Source organism: Spirosoma endophyticum (genome assembly GCF_900112365.1).
Lineage (GTDB): Bacteria > Bacteroidota > Bacteroidia > Cytophagales > Spirosomataceae > Spirosoma > Spirosoma endophyticum.
On sequence record NZ_FOLQ01000025.1, the window covers coordinates 32,377 to 48,896 of the forward strand.

The window sequence follows — 16,520 nt, forward strand, 5'->3', positions numbered from 1 at the left end:
CACTGCCTGACGTTAGGCCCGGTTATCATCACCGGTCCCCGATACCCGGAACACCGAACGTCAGGTCGGGCACCAATTATTCGACTACTATGAAAAACCTGCTGTATTATAGTGTGCTGCTGCTCGGAACGGCTACGTTACTGCCGGCCTGCTCGTCGGACGAACAGTCAAAAAAATCAACTGGCGAAAAAGCAGAAGCGGGTAACGAGGCTGCTTTCCAGACGGTTCCAGTATCCGTGGAGACCCAGGCGAAACAATTGGCGTTGCCAGGTGAATTCAGTCCCTATTACGATGTGGCACTCTACGCCAAAGTGAACGGCTTCATTAAAAGTATGCCCGTTGATGTAGGCGCTAAAGTGCATCGGGGACAGGTCCTGGCCATCATGGAAGCCCCCGAGCTGGAATCGGATTTAAGTCGGACGCTGTCGGATCTAACAGCCGCCAAGGGTCGACTTAATATCAGTAAAAGTAATTATCGGCGCTTAGTCCAGGCCGCTAAAACAGCCGGAGCGGTAGCCCCTCAGGAATTGGATCAGGCGCAGGCGGTCGTCATGGGAGATAGTGCCAATCTAACCAGCCAGCAACAACGGGTCGCCGGGGCGCGCCAGATGAAGCAATATTTGAGGCTAACGGCTCCCTTCGATGGGGTGGTTACTGAACGTATCCTGAGTCCTGGTGCGCTGGTAGGGCCAACTCAGAAAGATGCGCAGCCAATGTTAAAACTCAAAGAAATAGGACGGTTACGCTTACAGGTAACTGTACCGGAAGTATATGCGGGCCAAATACGGCAAAATGCGCCCGTTACGTTTTCGGTGAATGCCTTTCCAGGTAAAGAATTTACCGGCAAGATTAATCGAATTTCGTACAATGTTGAACGGAGTGTGCGGGCTGAACTGATTGAGATCGAGGTAAAAAATCCAGGACTGCAACTCATGCCTGGAATGTACGCGACGGTCGGCTTTCCAGTTCAACGGCAAAGTAAAAGTTTATATGTGCCAAAATCAGCCGTAGTCATTTCGATGGAAGGCAGCTACGTGATTACGGTGGTAAACGGAAAAACGCACTGGGTAACCGTCCAAACTGGCAATGAATCGAACGATCAGATCGAAGTGATTGGCAATCTCAAACCCACCGATCAGGTGCTTGTAACTGGGTCTGATGATATTAGGGATAATATGGCGATTAAAACCGTTTCAGAACCGAAAGTCGCGCGTCACTAAATGAGAAACGCCCTGACAGGATTTTGGCAAGGAGAAGCGAGACCATTCGATTACCAGGATTGACAACGATCTAGCTGACCACTACCAATAGCATCCTTTCCGCTTTGATTTCTATCCGGAAATTCAACGGTTAACCGAATTCATCTAAACCCAAAAATGCTTATTTCTCCACGCATTGGCTCCCTGCCTGGTGTCATTATCTGGACGGCAAAAGCGGAATTGTTTCGCCTCGGACCGTTTGCGGTAACCTGGTATGGGCTGTTTTTTGGCCTGAGTTTTATTATTGGCCTTCAGGTAATTACCTACATTTTTAAACAGGAGGGAAAGCCAGCACGCGAAGTAGATTCGCTGCTACTCTATACAATCATTTCAACAATCGCTGGTGCCCGTTTGGGGCATTTCCTGTTTTATGAACCAACGATGCTCTGGCAACATCCACTGGAAGTACTGTTACCTCCGTACCAGGGTTTAGCCAGTCACGGAGCAGCAATTGGTATCTTACTGGGTTTGTTTCTCTACACGCGTACCCGACCCGAGCGAGGTGGATCTTTTCTATGGGTAGCAGACCGGATCGCCATCGTCGTCGCCCTAAGCGGCTGCTTTATTCGGCTGGGTAATCTAATGAATTCCGAAATTATTGGTCGACCGACAAGTCTACCCTGGGGATTTGTCTTCGTTAACAACACCGAGTATTCGGCAGTACCGCGCCATCCCGCCCAATTGTATGAATCTCTAACTTGTCTGTTATTGTTTGGTGTGCTGTTGTGGATATGGTCCCGCTATAAGGCGCAAACACCATATGGCTTATTGGTCGGGGTGTTTATGATCTGGGTCTTTAGCCTTCGTTTTTTATATGAATTTTTGAAGGAGAACCAAGTCCCGTTTGAAGCTCACATGCGCCTGAATGTGGGTCAGTTATTGAGCATTCCAGCCGTTTTATTAGGGGTTTACTTGCTGATTAGATGTTTCAAAACCGTATCGCATTCCCCTACGAATTGAAGACGATAGTCTGTTTCGATTATAAAATTGATACACTTGTTAATGTTCAGGATGATTCCCTGTCAATTAATCCGATCGTTTTCTATATGATCGCCAGCGCTTTTTTATCCAGTCAATAAACCAAACTTCAGAGTTCTTTATTGAGTTTTTTACGGCACTGATTTCTATTCCTGGTTCAATCGCAATTGCCCTTGACTTGCTGATGCTCAGGATCTGAGAAGTATAAAGGCTGCGATGGCCGGACATCAGAAAACTGATGACACAGGAAACAGCGGCATAAGGTGCGACTGCTGCGCCAAATAACTCAATGGCCAGAATACTCGACGCAATGGGTGTATTGGTGGTTCCCGCTAGCAGACTCACAAAACCAATGGCCGCAAACGTACCCTGATCGGCGCCCACCGTATGACCAAAGAAACTACCCGCCGTAGCCCCGATAAATAAAACCGGCGTTATGACACTACCACTTCGACTAATACTCAGCGTAATAATGGTGAAGAGCGCTTTCAGGATAAAGGCGTACCCCAATACGGGCATCCCCTTTATACTCCCTTCCATTAGATTAAGTCCTAGCCCCAAGTAGTCCCGTGAAAAGAGGAGCGTCAATCCGGCGAGTAGCAACCCGCCCAGTAGCCCCTTCCAGGGACGCCAGATGGGAATGCGATTGGTAAAGGCAGCGCTGCTTTGAATCGCCTTGATAAGGGCGTAGGCGCACAAACCGAAGAAAATGCCACCCGCTAGCAATCGGAGAAAAAAGCCCTCTTCAAAAGTAGGGACAAAATTAAGTGGATAATAAAAGAACGTGACGCCTAAGGCCGATGAAACCTGATAGGCCGTAATGGAGGCTACGAACGCCGGGAGCAGCACATCATACAAAATGACCCCTACGGCCAGCAACTCGATTCCGAACAGCGCACCGGCCAGCGGTGCGCCAAACACACAGGAAAACCCCGCACAGAAGCCGCATAAGACCATCTTTCGCCGGTCAATATCATCCACCCGAAACAGATTGGCACATACACTGCCAATACCCGCTCCAATTTGAGCGCACGGACTTTCCTTACCGGCAGAGCCCCCCGTTGCCAAAATGAGCGCAATATTGACCACTTTAGTTGGGATGAAACTGCCCTCTATTTTGCCATAATTTTTGTTGATTGCCGCAATCAACGCATCGGTGCCAACATGCTTTTTTAGTAAAAACTGACTCAGTAAGTTAGCCGTGAAAAAACTAAGGGGTAGTAAGTAAAATACGTGCTGATACTGGTTGCTCTGCTCGATAACGAAATGAATAAAGAGAATGAATCCCGATGCCGCCAATCCCACCAAACACCCAATCAGACTGGAAATGAACAGCCATTTAAGGACGGTAAAAAATAGAATCACCTCTTCATTAACACGCATACCACAAGAACTCATTTTACAGGGTAATGTCCTGATGATCGTCAACATTCATCGCCTTATCTGGTTACCATGAACGTTTGCGCTTAGCTTTTCGCTTACACTGTACAAGTAGACCCTGGTAAATTTTCAAAACGATACCTATGAGTGGTTACATCGCAATAGGGTTGAGCTGGCTTTTGTTTGGACTTCTTCATAGCTTAACCGCCACTCACTGGTTTAAACAGTGGGTACAATCCGTACATCTTATTCCTCAGCCGTACTATCGGCTGATTTACAATGGAATTGCCCTGATCACATTTTTGCCCGTATTACTTACCCTTCAAGAAGGCCCGGTCGATTGGCTTGGTAGCTGGCGTGGCTCAGCGTGGATAGGAAGCCTACTGATTGTAAGTGGGTCGCTAGTTGGTCTATTGGCCTTTAAGGAATACGATATAGTAGATTTTTTGGGCTGGCCAATGAATTCCCCGCTTAAAGAAAGCGCCGAAAGCGAGGGGCTGCGGCAGGATGGCTTACTGCGGTACGTTCGTCATCCGTTATACCTGGGAACAATCAGTGCGCTACTTGGCTTACTGGCCAATCAACCGGATTGGAAGCATCTCATGTTTAGCTTAGTAGCCTTTACGTACTTGCGCATCGGTATTTACTTTGAAGAACGCAAACTCGTTAAAACCTTTGGTGAAGCGTACCTACGTTACCAACATCAGGTACCCATGCTTTTCCCCTACCGATTCGCACCCCACCGATGAGTATGCCCTTACCCGATAGGCCATGAAATTAACCCTAGAGTATTTACAGGAAACCCTGAAGGGCCAATTTGAACGGTCGCTCCTTCAGGAATTGGTAGAGGTGGGCCAATATAAGCGGGCCCCTGTTGGGGCCTACCTGATTCGACCAGGGGAGTATATCCGTTCTGTTCCCTTCATTATCCGGGGATCGGTTAAAATAATGCGCGCCGACCAGGAAGGTCGGGAGGCATTGCTTTATTACCTGGGCGGAATGGATGCCTGTGCAATGTCGCTCACGTGTTGTCTGGGAAGCCGACGAAGTGAAATTACGGCCCAGGCTGAAGAAGAAACGGAAATGATCACGATCCCAGTTGAGAAAGTTGACGAGTGGATGTGCCGCTATTCCACCTGGAAACAATTTGTCTTCCAGACGTATCAGAAACGGTTCGACAGCTTACTGGCCACGGTTGATCAGGTTGTTTTTCACAAATTAGATGAGCGGCTACTGGCTTATCTACAGCAGAAAGGGGCTAATTGTCAATGCCGAACGCTGGCTATTACGCATGAACAGATCGCTCAGGACCTGGCCACCTCCCGCGAGGTGATTTCCCGGCTGCTCAAGCAGGCCGAGAAAGCGGGATTAATCAAACTGATGCGGAATAAAATAGAGCTTATCGAGTAATGTAACATTTGTCACTGTAAGCTGGCCGGGCCGGGTCGTAATTCGCTTAAAATTCAGAAGCGTTTATGACTTTATCACATACGATCGGCTTTTTGGCATCCATTCTGATTGGCGTAAGCCTGGGCCTGATTGGCGGGGGAGGGAGCATTCTGACGCTTCCCGTGCTGGTTTATCTACTGGGTATCAATCCTGTCCTGTCAACGGCCTACTCGTTGTTTGTCGTGGGTACAACCTCCCTGGTGGGATCGGTCAATTACATGCGGCAGCGGCTGGTCAATTATAAGGCCGCTTTCGTTTTTGCGTTGCCTTCGTTTCTGGCCGTTTTTCTTACCCGGAAGTACCTGCTCCCCTGGATTCCCGAACCTGTATTGGCCACCGATACATTCGTTTTGAGCAAGGATATGGCCATCATGGTGCTCTTTGCCTTGATTATGCTGGCTGCCTCGTTGACCATGATTCGGGATAAAAATGAGCAACATAGCCAACCCACTAGATCGTTGCCAGTCAATTTTACGGGCATTGCCCTGAATGGTATTTTGGTGGGACTGCTGACGGGAATCATCGGGGCCGGTGGTGGGTTTCTCATTATCCCAGCCTTGGTTCTTTTGGTCCGCTTACCCATGAAGATCGCTGTCGGAACATCCCTGCTCATTATTGCCGCCAATACCCTACTGGGCTTTTGGGGAGGCAGTGCCACCTTACCGATCGACTGGTCTTTTTTGCTTCGCTTTACCGCCTTATCAGTGGGCGGCATTTTTCTAGGGACCTACCTGGCCCGTTTTGTGGCTGGACAAAAATTGAAGAAAGCCTTTGGCTGGTTCGTGATGCTGATGGGACTCTACATCCTGGGACACGAGCTTTTTTTATAAGCTTACCCAAGTGACAAAAGTCACTGAAGCGGCACAAGCCAACCATTACTTTTGATCCATTAACTCCTACAAACCAACCCATTAGTATGTTTTTTCAACGAATTTATGATCAAACGCTAGCCCAGGCCAGTTACCTCATCGGCTGCCAGAAAACAGGTGAGTCGATTGTCATTGATCCAAAACGGGATGTGGATACCTACCTGGAACTGGCCAACCAACATGGCTTGCGCATCACTCACATTACTGAGACGCACATTCACGCCGACTTTTTAGCTGGCTCACGGGAGCTGGCCGCCATCACGGGCGCTACACTGTACTTATCAAATGAGGGTGGTCCCGACTGGCAGTATGAATTTACGCACGTGGGTTTACGCCATGGGGATGTCTTTGGTGTTGGCAATCTGAATCTAAAGGTATTGCACACGCCAGGCCATACGCCTGAGAGCCTAAGCTTCCTATTAACCGACAAGCCCGCTACTTCTGAACCGGTTATGCTGTTTACCGGCGACTTTGTGTTTGTCGGTGATGTAGGTCGTCCCGATCTGCTCGAAAAAGCAGCGGGGCTGGTCGGCACGCAGGAATTAGGAGCCCGACAACTGTATCAATCGCTTGACACGTTCCGTCGTCTTCCCAATTTTGTGCAGGTATGGCCAGGACACGGGGCCGGCTCCGCGTGTGGTAAAGCGCTTGGGGCCGTTCCCAGTTCGACGGTGGGGTATGAAAAAATTCGGAATTGGGCGTTTCACTATGAACATGATCCGGAAGGGTTTGCCCAGGTTTTACTCGCCGATCAGCCCGAGCCGCCCCGTTATTTTGCGCAGATGAAAAAGCTCAATAAAATTGAACGACCACTTCTCACGCAGGTCCCCATTCATAAGAAGCTGAGTACTCCGCAAGTTAGAGAGGCCCTTTCCAGAGGAATTCCTCTGATTGATACGCGCAGCAAGGACCTATTTGCTCAGGGCTTTGTACCGGGTAGCCTGAACATCCAGGGAACTACTTCATTCTCCACCTGGATGGGCTGGTTAATGGACTACGACAAACCCTTTATGCTGGTCGCTGATGAAAGTCAGATGGAAGACCTTACCCGAAAACTCATGCGCATTGGTTTAGACAGCCTGTACGGCTTTACGGACAGTATTACGAATCTGGGTATTAATTTGGCAAAAAGCGACCTCATTGATACTGAAACGGTTGACGCGTATGTCGGTCGTGATGAGTGGCAGCTTATCGATTTGCGCGGAGCGGCTGAGTACAAACGGGGGCACCTGCCAGGAGCCCAGAATATCTTTGTTGGAACGCTGGCTCAGAATCTCGATAAAATCAGTAAAAATAAGCGGGTCGTTGTGTACTGCCAGGGTGGAGACCGGGCTACCATCGGCTACTCACTACTCATAGCGCAGGGCTTTACTCATGTTCAAAACTATTCCGGTAGCTTGAATGCCTGGATCAACCAGGGACATCCAATGGTATCAGAAGAACTTGAACCGGTTATCGACTAGTCAAACTGGCTACTCAGATCACACGTAGTATTAATCTTTTATTTACCTGCATGTCATTTCTAGAATTCATCAGCCAGCCCTGGCCCTGGTACGTAGCGGGTCCACTCATCGGCTTGACGGTGCCGATCCTCCTCTTGATTGGGAACAAATCATTTGGCATTTCCTCGTCACTGCGGCACATTTGCGCGGCCTGCCTGCCCGCCAATATCTCGTTTTTCCACTACAACTGGAAACAGGAGGCCTGGAACTTGTTTTTTGTCGTAGGCGTGCTGATCGGTGGGTTTATCGCGACTCGTTTTTTGGCCAATTTGAATCCGTTTCAATTAGCCCCTGCTACGGAGACGGCGCTGCGTTCCCTGGGTATTCAGGACTTTTCAGGATTAATGCCCGCTGATCTGTTTGCCGTATCCAACCTGTTTACGTTGAAAGGATTGTTTTTCTTTGTCATCGGTGGGTTGATGGTCGGTTTTGGGACCCGTTGGGCCGGTGGCTGTACGTCAGGCCATGCGATTATGGGCCTTTCTAACCTGCAATGGCCGTCGCTAGTAGCTACGATCAGCTTTATGGCCGGTGGTTTTGCCATGACCCACCTGGTGTTACCCTTCATTTTTAAACTGATTAACTAAGCCTTCTTATGCAACAAGCCCCATTAACACCGGACCTGGTTCCTGGCGGTTCCGAAAGGAGTGATAAACTAAGTCCCTCGATCCCCACAACTGTATCGGCGCTGGCTAACCTAAAATACCTGATCGTGGGTTTGGTTTTCGGTCTTGTCTTTGTGAAGGCTGAAATCATTTCCTGGTTCCGTATCCAGGAGATGTTTCGACTGGACTCATTTCATATGTACGGGGTCATCGGTAGTGCGATACTGGTTGGCATGGCATCGGTGTACTTGATAAAACGATTCGATCTAAAAACGATGCAGGGCGAAACCGTTCGTATTGCACCCAAGTCGTTTACGAAAGGGCAAGTGTACGGTGGCTTGATTTTTGGCTTGGGCTGGGCCTTAACGGGAGCCTGTCCGGGACCATTATTTGCCCAGATTGGCAGTGGCTATTTGGTGATCGGCATGACCTTGCTGAGTGCTATCGCCGGTACGTGGCTGTACGGCTATTTTCGGAATCACCTTCCTCATTAAGCCTAATCTCATGAAATCGGCTAATCAAGCCCATTGGAATCAAGTGTTCCAGACGAAACCTCTTGATTCGGTAAGTTGGTACGAACCCGTGCCCACTCTATCCCTCCGGTATATCGCCGAGCAACACCTACCCAGGCAGGCCCAAATCATTGACGTAGGCGGTGGCGATAGTCTGCTGGTCGATCACCTACTGGCGCTGGGGTACATCAACCTGACGGTATTGGATATTTCAGCGCAGGCAATCCGGCGCGCTCAGAAAAGACTGGGGAAACAGGCTAGCCGGGTACATTGGATTATTTCGGACATAACCTCCTTTGAGTCCGAAACTCGCTTTGATTTTTGGCATGACCGCGCTGCGTTTCACTTCTTAACGGAGGAGCAGCAGATTGGTCAATATCTTTCGATTGCCAGTCGAAGCCTGCACACGGGAGGCATATTATCGGTGGGGACTTTTTCTGACAAAGGTCCCCGTCATTGCAGTGGCTTACCTGTTCGGCAGTATACGCCAGATGTCCTGACGGCACTTTTTCATCAGGCCTTTGCTAAGCTTTATTGTGAGGAGGTGGAGCACCAGACGCCCTGGATGACTAGTCAGGCGTTTACGTTTTGCCAATTTCGTCGGATGTAAATCTTAGGTTTTGGAATATTGTCCCGAAATCAACCGGACGTTTTTCTGAACGATAGTTGGGTAGGAGGGAAGGGTCTGAAAACGGCCCTTTTGCGTTCAATAAAACCGTTCAGTTTAATAGTTCAGCATTTTTGCTCTAGCTGTGGTTTTTTTGGACTGTTTCAGCAAGTACAATAAGTTATTAGCCTTCCTTGGCCAATTATTTGTTCTGTTCAACGGCTTGCAAAATAGTTAGCTCAATGAGCCACCTTTCTGGGAGATCGCTCCGAACGATAGCTGACATATACAACCCTTGGTCGGGATAATTGAAATCGAATCGTTCATAGCCTCCCTGCTGATGCCTGGAAAACCATTGCCTAAACAAGCGGCTTCTTACTCGCTCCTGCCCATTTTCTGTACTGCATACGTACAGGAGGATTGCCTTTGGATCAGCTTCAAAAAATATATGCAGTGCCTGAACGATCGTAGGCTCAATACGAGGATCTTTACGGTCAAATGAGCCAGAAATGGGCAAGATTGAAAAAGAATAAACAGAATCGGCGAAAGGAGTATCGGGTAAATAGTCCGAATCCGATGTAAAGTCTAAGCGATAGGTTGCACCCTGTTCGGTCGTAAAACTAAAGCCATGCTCAGTCTCGCTTAGCGGGTATAGAGAAGGGTTTGACGAACTTGAGGCCGACTGGTTTTCTAGACTCATCGCCACTTTGATAATAGTCCTCTAACTGCTTTTTGTCCTGCATCAGCTTCTGAGCTAGATCTACAAGACGTTTTGTTTTTGTCGCCATAGCAATTCCCTCTGTTTGTATAATCTATGGGCACTTCAGATTCTTTTTAATGCATTTCTGTATCGTAACAGCCCAGCAAAGAAACGCAAATTTTGTGTAATTAGTTGATCTCTCGCTGAGAGGCTTACTAACTTGTTGACAGCGGATACTCGTCAATTATACAGAGTCGACTAACAAATCAAGCTTGCGTAAGCAAACGCCGACAGATAATGGCGGCAACATCAGCATCACGCTTTAGCAGCAATAATGGACTTTTACCTGTAAGCTTGCCGACTTCAATCCCTTGTCTATAAGCTATCACTTTATTGATTGTGTTTAGCTTAATTGAGGTAGTTTTGAGCCGACCCACGATTAGGATTCGTTTATTGGTCAAATAAATCTGGCCAACATCTATTCGCTTTAACAAGTCAAACCGGGTTTGGCGAGTTGTTGAATTGACTTGCAGATCAATTTCATCTAACGTTTTGTGGTTAATATAATGGTCGTCAACGTTGGTCCGCCGAGCCGTAGCTCGCTCTTCAAACCACTGCATATCATCACTATAAAAATGGCAACTCTCCAATTTTTGGAGAGGGAAGCTAATGTCAATAACCGGCAAATCCGTGTTTTCTAGCGTCCAGTAAAGCTTATAGCGTGCTAAAGATTGCTTAGTTGACTGATCAGGTTTTACACCGAGGTTCTTACTGATTTGTTCTATCTGACGTTCATCCTCGGGTGTAATTCGGGCATCCGCACTTAGCTTTTCAATCAATCGAGATAAATACTGACCGTAGACATCTTCTGAGATTTTATTCGCCAAATCAGACGGTAAAGAAAGGGTTTGTTGAAGTCGTTGCAGAAATTGGTGTTCTTCTGAAGTGACTACACCATCGTTGATGACCTCCTCTATACTTTGTCGATAAATAACCTCTCCAATACGCTCCTGCAACAGCTTAATAGTTTGAGGTGGTAGTTGTAACAGGATCTGTAAATGGCTTAGATCGGCTGATGCTTCTTCGGATAATCGTCGATCTTGAAGAGCGTAGTTTAAATAAACCGTATAAAACTCTTCCAGATTTAACGTAAAGGTATCCAATAATGTCAAATTGTACTTTCGTTCAATCGAATTGATATCCGCAGCAGATATAGAGCGGACAGGCATAGACGCAAGTAAGTTATTCAACTCGATGATAGCATTTTCAAGCGGATGCTGATTCAGAAGCCGTTGCATAAAACTTCGCGGCAGTAACGAGCTAACTTCAAAAACCGGTACGATCATATTTACGGTAGGTTTTATAAATGGGTTTATTCCAGTTGCAAACGCCCCCATGATGAGAACAAGCCCCACTTCCCTTTGCATTAGATGGACTATCCGATCCATCACAGCAAACCGTTTGATAATACAGTACTCTACGAAGGAGGGGATTTAATTGGTTATACAATCTAGTGGCAGGTTTATAACCTGCTAGGGATGCATCGTTCAGGTCGGAAATAGCTTCAATTTTACGGCCTATTTTTTGATAGCATAGAGCCCGTTTATACTGATATTCAGGATCAGAAGAACGTTCAGCGATTAACTTGTCATACTGCTTAATTGCCTGCTGATATTGTCTGGTACGGACGTAACTTTCAGCTAAACCAGTCCAAATATGATGATTGTCAACCCCGTTCGATTCCGAGGCAAATCGCAAAGATTGACTATAAAGATTAATGGACTTGATATAAGCGCCTTTTTTTAAAGAAGCGTCGGCCAACGTAAGATAGCTTCGTAAGCTATCCAGCCGGATCATATGCTGACGATTCGCTTCCTGCTCAATTCGTTGCTTCTCGATCCCTTCCAGCCGTAACGCTTCGGCTGTCTTGGCAACTTGCTGGCGATACTGCTGGCCTGTTACAACGGAGGCAACAGCCAGAAGGCCTAGCACGCCTGCCTTTAACGAGGAGGTGAAATAAAACCGAAGTCCTTTTTCTACCCGGTGCCGACCCCAGGGCGAGGCAAAGAAAGCAAATAGCAATAAGCAGAGACCAAAGCCAGCATGCTGAGTCCAAACGAATAAGGAGATCAGGGTAAATACTCCAGCCAGTGCCCACCATAAATAATCAACTGGATCAGTAACTGGCGTTGTTTCTAGTGGATTTTCCTGTCGAAAATAATCGGGTAAAACCCGATATTTCTCTGGGATTAATTTAGGTACATAGTGTTTCATGAAGCAGCCTTAAGGTTTCAGATGGGGTGTGCGAATAAACGTGAAATTTCATCCTGACCTAACTAAGTCTACTACACGGTACGCTGAAAAAGGGGCTTTAGGCAGACATATCAGCTATTTTGTCTTCGGCGAGATAATGGTCAACCAACGTTTCAGCATATTCTTCGCCTGCCCGACGAATAATGAAGCGACCTAGAAAAGCGATTATACCATAAATAAGGGAAAGGCTGATTGCCATGCCAACCTGCAAGCCGCCCATTTGATACTGGTAAAAGCTCATTAGAACAGCTATAGCAACGGCAAATACACTGCCACCAACCATATTACGCGCAAAAACCATAAGAAATATTACGGCGACGTACGAAAACATCTTTACGCATTTTTAGCCGGATACGGGGAACCACGGAAGCTATTATTTTTCTGGCCTCCACTGGATCGGCCAGTTCTTGCTGTTCAGTAAGTAGTTTGACACCAAAATCAGTTACTATTTTCTGATGAAGCTCTTTTTTAGTTTTGCGACCCAATAACGAATTCGAATAAAGGATTCGGTACGTCGTTGGTAAAAATTCGGGTTTGGCCTGAAAAAGTTGTTTCGAGATGTAAGCATTTACTTGGGTCATCCAGAAAGATAATCCAGCAGAAAAAGCTGCTGGTGCAAATTTCATGAAAGCTAAAATATCCGCAGAAGGCCGCCACCAATTTGAGTGAAGGAGTACTTCATCAAAAACCATCATTAAAGGAAGACTCGTTAGAACGGCGGGAAGGTATTGCGCCCGCCAATAATATTTATCGATTTTCATAGCCTTTAGAAATAATGCGTCAAGCAGGTGAGGATGAGATAGGGATAGTTGATGCTGAATTGACAGAAATTGTAACTGGATAATAAGGATGTGCAGCAGGATGTACTGTACAGGATGGTTCTCCCTGATTATTAAAAATAATCATAATCGGTAGCTCCGTCAAATAATTATTGCTGATAGCAATGTCTTCTAAACTTCCCAAATCTGTAGCACTTGGCCTATTGTCCTTCATTGGGTGGTAGTGCCACTCGCCAAGATAAATATAACCCGACTGTTGATACTGAGCATCGACAAACTGCTGGCAATAGGTAACATCCCGTTCAAAATAAGTAGGTGTACGTATAGCATTAGGACCGGGGCCTGAAACTGCTTCGATAGACAACGTTTTACCACTAAATCGACCAGCTAAGACGCCACCTGTCTCCAGTTTCGGTTCCTTTTGGGTTTCCATTCGCATCGTATCAAGTAGCTCAAGGGGGCATTGGACCGTTAGTGTGGGTGGAAATTGGCAATAGGAGCAATGGGGATGAGGAGGTATTGTACTAGGCAATAACGAGAAGGGGGTTGTTCCATCCGAAGGAACATTTTCCTCCGTCGTCCAGATCCAATGGTTTATTTGATCATCCAATCGACCTTGTAAATCATCCAACAGAAGACGGCTTGTGATTGACGCAATCAGTTTCAGATCCGCACTACTTGCGGGTCGAACCGGATTGTTACATTCATTCGTTAATACGGGTAGAGCTAAATCTGCCTCAATGCGGGGAAGGATTGGATTATTTTCTGCGGCATACAGGGAAAGACAATGAAAGCAGGCATCTTGGCCAGGACGAACTCGAAAAATCCGAGCGGCCTTTCCGCCACGTAGTGCTCGGCTGTAATACATAGGTCGCCTTGTGCGTATGCACTGTTCATTTAGAAAGCCTTCAACGTTATCATCGGCAATCGTTGAAATGCCAACCGCCCGCGTATCAAAATACTCATTAATTCGGCCATTGAGTACATCGCCAGGATAATACTGGATATTTACGAACGGATTGTGGGCTTCCAACTCTTCCGCAAGGGCATGCACTTTCGCAATACCTATTCGGTATAAGTTGATCAGATGACGAACGGCATTGTGGGCTTTAAAGAGCTCCTTGTCAACAAGCATGATGGAGCCCATTCCTGCTTTGTTAAGTATATCTGCAATCTCGCTTCCCAACGAACCACAACCAATCATGACGGCATGACGCTGAGCAAGTAGTGAATAATCGGCCCGGCCGGCATTGCGCTGATGATAGGATTCATTACTAAGCAATTCGGTCTGTATAGCACTGACCGTTTCATAACTGTTTAGTAACGAGTGTGTGAATTCATCAATTCCTACCCCCAAAAGGACCTGAGGGGTTTGTGCAGTCTTATCTAGTCGGAACAGTTGCCATTCTAATTCTCCCCGTCGATTCGGATAACGAATACCGATGAAGATGAAAGGGTTCAGCTCGTTAATGAATTTTCCGATTACCTGATACATCCGCATCAGGCCAGTTTGTCGATCATTATTTCCGATAAGGTCTAAAAGGCCATCAAGACCAATGAATGGGGCCGGTTCTGTTTGAATCGAAAACCAGTATCCTTTCAACAACTCTTTTTTATCGACTGCTTCCTTTAATAAGCCCGGTTTGGTTTCCAAGTCAAGCATGGATACAAATCCTTCCGGCAAATAGCATTGCCAGCGATCGATTGGACGAAGTTGAAAAAGACCATTCGACGTTTGACCACTAATGAAAACCCCGTAGTAGATTCGTTTTTCGATTATATATTGCTTTCCCTTGGGAATAACCGCTAGTGGGTAGGCGTAAAAATCTCCCTGCATGAGCGACTCATCAAGAAACTCGATAGGATAAATTAGCTCCGTATCAATGACTCGATTTCGGAAATGAGAAAATAATTCAACTTCAGAACTGTCTGTGGGAAACCGACCACTTGTCAAGCCAGCTAACCAGTCTCGAACACGCATGAGTACTTGGTCGGCCTGATAAAATGATGAACCTGTTTCTAGATGATCACTCTCTAGTATACACAAAGCGCCACCAGACATTTGATGGCGTCTATCAAAAAACCGTCGATTATCGCCTAACAAACGCGGGATTTCACTATCCGAATGTTTAGCAAGTACATCAAGTGTATCTTTATCAGGGACCGTTTTGAGCGGGTAAATGCTGGGAAGGGAATAGGGGGCCGATTCGGGATAAACCAGCAAAATTGGATAACGATGCAGTTCATTCTGCCGAATAATAATCTCACCGCAGGAAATAAAGAGTTCATCAGTGACCTGATGATACTCCTGATAGGTGCTATCTGTCCGTAAAAGCTGGCTTTCCTGCCGATAATAATCGGGATGCCGTTTGTACCATCTTTGTTTCATATTAGCCCATGGGTTTGTTATCAAACTTCGTTCCCTGTGAGCCAATGAATGGTCCGGTAGACTGAAGTACACGGGCCGTTTGTTTGTCGTTGCTAGCAGATTTAGCTTCTGGCTGTCGGCCATAGGTTTCTACAAGCTTTTTATCAGTACGCACTTCTACTTGGCCAGTAGGGCTTATATCAACGATTACCGACTCGAGGTTCTGACCTAAATGCAAAATGTTTGCCTCATCCACGTATTTACGATAGAGTTCCATGGCATCATCATGCGGATGATCATGGGGACTATCTTGCTGCTTTGGCGCACTAATAATTAGGTAGGTTGGGGCAATGTGTTGAATATGGTCTTCATACACATCCTTATCCTCTTCGTTTTTTTTGAAAAAGGTCCGAGAACCATGATGGCTGGCACTTAAAATAATAGATGGTAGGCGCTGTTGATGGTAGTCAGTGATATGTTCCTGCCAAGCTTTCTTGTCTGAATCACCAGTAAACAAGATACTTTGAATGGGTTGTCCGTACGAAAACCGCATAACCCCACACTGCTCATGGATTCGACGGTAACGAGCATCATCATCTTCACCATCGATATCATCACAAACGTATTCAGCTGGTGAAAGCACCTCATAATCAACCAGCCCAAGTTTCCGTTTTACTTCCAAATCAGCGTAGCCGAGCCGGATTTTGTTAAGCTCTGTAGATCCTTTTAAATGATATTCATTGAATTTGCCGACTTTCCCTATGACATACTCTAACTCCTCAAAAGCGCCCTGATCCTTACCCGAAGATTTGTGATTAGAATGCCAGACTTCATCAAACCCGATTTCATCATATATCTCTTTGATACCAGCAGTATGATCGGCGTGTGGATGGGTATTAATAAATAAGCTAAGATGACCTCCATCACGAAACAAATCCTTCAACATCGGTATCAGATCGATTTCACTTGGTTCTTTATCTTGATCGCAGTCAAGCAGGACGAAAATGTAGTCGCTAACAAGTGGCCCTGTCGGAATGACGAGCAGCGTTGACTCACCTTGACCGGTATATAAAAACACGCATCGAAAAATGCCCGGCTGTTTGGGTAGAATGACTTCTTGTGCTGTATTTAGCATAGTATGGTGAAATTTAAACTTACTTTCACTGTAAAGAATACAGAACCGTGACAAAGCCCATTGT

At 46.5% G+C, this 16,520-nt stretch carries 17 protein-coding genes; 9 read left to right on the forward strand and 8 right to left on the reverse strand.

What is annotated here, in order from left to right:
- Positions 1–89 precede the first annotated feature (89 nt).
- Entirely contained in the window at positions 90–1,220 is a 1,131-nt protein-coding gene (locus tag BM202_RS31405; RefSeq protein WP_093833712.1) for an efflux RND transporter periplasmic adaptor subunit, read from the forward strand.
- A gap of 156 nt (positions 1,221–1,376) precedes the next feature.
- Positions 1,377–2,219, forward strand: a complete 843-nt coding sequence (gene lgt, locus BM202_RS31410; RefSeq protein ID WP_093833714.1) for a prolipoprotein diacylglyceryl transferase — start codon at positions 1,377–1,379, stop codon at positions 2,217–2,219.
- Positions 2,220–2,285: 66 nt separating this feature from the next.
- Here the strand turns inward: lgt and BM202_RS31415 are convergent, their stop codons facing one another.
- Positions 2,286–3,635, reverse strand: coding sequence for a chloride channel protein (locus BM202_RS31415; protein WP_245776868.1), 1,350 nt, complete (start codon positions 3,633–3,635; stop codon positions 2,286–2,288).
- A gap of 125 nt (positions 3,636–3,760) precedes the next feature.
- On the opposite strand from BM202_RS31415, the gene BM202_RS31420 reads away from it, so the two are divergent.
- The 7 genes from BM202_RS31420 (at position 3,761) to BM202_RS31450 (ending at position 9,164) form a co-directional block, all read left to right on the forward strand.
- A complete protein-coding gene (locus BM202_RS31420; RefSeq protein WP_093833718.1) occupies positions 3,761–4,366 on the forward strand; it encodes a methyltransferase family protein in 606 nt (201 codons plus the stop codon).
- A 22-nt stretch (positions 4,367–4,388) separates the two neighbouring features.
- On the forward strand, positions 4,389–5,027 hold the full coding sequence (locus BM202_RS31425) for a Crp/Fnr family transcriptional regulator (protein WP_093833720.1): 639 nt from the start codon (positions 4,389–4,391) through the stop codon (positions 5,025–5,027).
- Between the two features lie 65 nt (positions 5,028–5,092).
- Positions 5,093–5,896 (forward strand): sulfite exporter TauE/SafE family protein, encoded by an 804-nt coding sequence (locus tag BM202_RS31430; RefSeq protein WP_093833722.1) that lies wholly within the window; start codon positions 5,093–5,095, stop codon positions 5,894–5,896.
- Positions 5,897–5,982: 86 nt separating this feature from the next.
- On the forward strand, positions 5,983–7,398 hold the full coding sequence (locus tag BM202_RS31435; protein ID WP_093833724.1) for an MBL fold metallo-hydrolase: 1,416 nt from the start codon (positions 5,983–5,985) through the stop codon (positions 7,396–7,398).
- A 50-nt stretch (positions 7,399–7,448) separates the two neighbouring features.
- Complete coding sequence (locus BM202_RS31440) at positions 7,449–8,024, forward strand: YeeE/YedE family protein (RefSeq protein ID WP_093833726.1); 576 nt, start codon at positions 7,449–7,451, stop codon at positions 8,022–8,024.
- An 8-nt stretch (positions 8,025–8,032) separates the two neighbouring features.
- Complete coding sequence (locus tag BM202_RS31445; protein WP_093833728.1) at positions 8,033–8,536, forward strand: DUF6691 family protein; 504 nt, start codon at positions 8,033–8,035, stop codon at positions 8,534–8,536.
- Positions 8,537–8,546: 10 nt separating this feature from the next.
- Positions 8,547–9,164 (forward strand): class I SAM-dependent methyltransferase, encoded by a 618-nt coding sequence (locus tag BM202_RS31450; RefSeq protein WP_093833730.1) that lies wholly within the window; start codon positions 8,547–8,549, stop codon positions 9,162–9,164.
- A 199-nt stretch (positions 9,165–9,363) separates the two neighbouring features.
- On the opposite strand, the gene BM202_RS36875 is transcribed toward BM202_RS31450, so the two are convergent.
- From BM202_RS36875 to BM202_RS31485, 7 genes are all read right to left on the reverse strand, one after another.
- The gene (locus tag BM202_RS36875) at positions 9,364–9,861 is read right to left on the reverse strand and encodes a DUF6169 family protein (RefSeq protein WP_143100813.1); all 498 of its coding nucleotides are present in this window, start codon (positions 9,859–9,861) and stop codon (positions 9,364–9,366) included.
- Positions 9,862–10,127: 266 nt separating this feature from the next.
- Positions 10,128–11,207: a hypothetical protein gene (locus BM202_RS31460; protein ID WP_093833734.1), complete on the reverse strand. Its 1,080-nt coding sequence runs from the start codon at positions 11,205–11,207 to the stop codon at positions 10,128–10,130.
- Positions 11,188–12,135 carry a hypothetical protein gene (locus BM202_RS37565; RefSeq protein ID WP_093833736.1) on the reverse strand — a complete coding sequence of 316 codons (948 nt, stop codon included), beginning with the start codon at positions 12,133–12,135 and terminating at the stop codon, positions 11,188–11,190. The genes BM202_RS31460 and BM202_RS37565 overlap by 20 nt, the downstream gene beginning before the upstream one ends.
- Before the next feature lie 97 nt (positions 12,136–12,232).
- Positions 12,233–12,475: a hypothetical protein gene (locus BM202_RS31470; protein WP_093833738.1), complete on the reverse strand. Its 243-nt coding sequence runs from the start codon at positions 12,473–12,475 to the stop codon at positions 12,233–12,235.
- On the reverse strand, positions 12,459–12,935 hold the full coding sequence (locus BM202_RS31475; protein WP_093833740.1) for a hypothetical protein: 477 nt from the start codon (positions 12,933–12,935) through the stop codon (positions 12,459–12,461). The genes BM202_RS31470 and BM202_RS31475 overlap by 17 nt, the downstream gene beginning before the upstream one ends.
- A 19-nt stretch (positions 12,936–12,954) precedes the next feature.
- Entirely contained in the window at positions 12,955–15,342 is a 2,388-nt protein-coding gene (locus tag BM202_RS31480) for a ThiF family adenylyltransferase (protein WP_177236757.1), read from the reverse strand.
- 1 nt (position 15,343) lies between these two features.
- Positions 15,344–16,456 carry a ComEC/Rec2 family competence protein gene (locus BM202_RS31485; protein WP_093833744.1) on the reverse strand — a complete coding sequence of 371 codons (1,113 nt, stop codon included), beginning with the start codon at positions 16,454–16,456 and terminating at the stop codon, positions 15,344–15,346.
- Positions 16,457–16,520 lie beyond the last annotated feature (64 nt).

Excerpts from the sequence above, each read along its gene's own strand:
- BM202_RS31405 (WP_093833712.1), top strand. The coding sequence starts at position 90 with ATGAAAAACCTGCTGTATTATAGTGTGCTGCTGCTCGGAACGGCTACG.
- lgt (WP_093833714.1), top strand. The coding sequence starts at position 1,377 with ATGCTTATTTCTCCACGCATTGGCTCCCTGCCTGGTGTCATTATCTGG.
- BM202_RS31415 (WP_245776868.1), bottom strand. The coding sequence starts at position 3,635 with ATGAGTTCTTGTGGTATGCGTGTTAATGAAGAGGTGATTCTATTTTTT.
- BM202_RS31420 (WP_093833718.1), top strand. The coding sequence starts at position 3,761 with ATGAGTGGTTACATCGCAATAGGGTTGAGCTGGCTTTTGTTTGGACTT.
- BM202_RS31425 (WP_093833720.1), top strand. The coding sequence starts at position 4,389 with ATGAAATTAACCCTAGAGTATTTACAGGAAACCCTGAAGGGCCAATTT.
- BM202_RS31430 (WP_093833722.1), top strand. The coding sequence starts at position 5,093 with ATGACTTTATCACATACGATCGGCTTTTTGGCATCCATTCTGATTGGC.
- BM202_RS31435 (WP_093833724.1), top strand. The coding sequence starts at position 5,983 with ATGTTTTTTCAACGAATTTATGATCAAACGCTAGCCCAGGCCAGTTAC.
- BM202_RS31440 (WP_093833726.1), top strand. The coding sequence starts at position 7,449 with ATGTCATTTCTAGAATTCATCAGCCAGCCCTGGCCCTGGTACGTAGCG.
- BM202_RS31445 (WP_093833728.1), top strand. The coding sequence starts at position 8,033 with ATGCAACAAGCCCCATTAACACCGGACCTGGTTCCTGGCGGTTCCGAA.
- BM202_RS31450 (WP_093833730.1), top strand. The coding sequence starts at position 8,547 with ATGAAATCGGCTAATCAAGCCCATTGGAATCAAGTGTTCCAGACGAAA.
- BM202_RS36875 (WP_143100813.1), bottom strand. The coding sequence starts at position 9,861 with ATGAGTCTAGAAAACCAGTCGGCCTCAAGTTCGTCAAACCCTTCTCTA.
- BM202_RS31460 (WP_093833734.1), bottom strand. The coding sequence starts at position 11,207 with ATGATCGTACCGGTTTTTGAAGTTAGCTCGTTACTGCCGCGAAGTTTT.
- BM202_RS37565 (WP_093833736.1), bottom strand. The coding sequence starts at position 12,135 with ATGAAACACTATGTACCTAAATTAATCCCAGAGAAATATCGGGTTTTA.
- BM202_RS31470 (WP_093833738.1), bottom strand. The coding sequence starts at position 12,475 with ATGGTTTTTGCGCGTAATATGGTTGGTGGCAGTGTATTTGCCGTTGCT.
- BM202_RS31475 (WP_093833740.1), bottom strand. The coding sequence starts at position 12,935 with ATGAAAATCGATAAATATTATTGGCGGGCGCAATACCTTCCCGCCGTT.
- BM202_RS31480 (WP_177236757.1), bottom strand. The coding sequence starts at position 15,342 with ATGAAACAAAGATGGTACAAACGGCATCCCGATTATTATCGGCAGGAA.
- BM202_RS31485 (WP_093833744.1), bottom strand. The coding sequence starts at position 16,456 with ATGCTAAATACAGCACAAGAAGTCATTCTACCCAAACAGCCGGGCATT.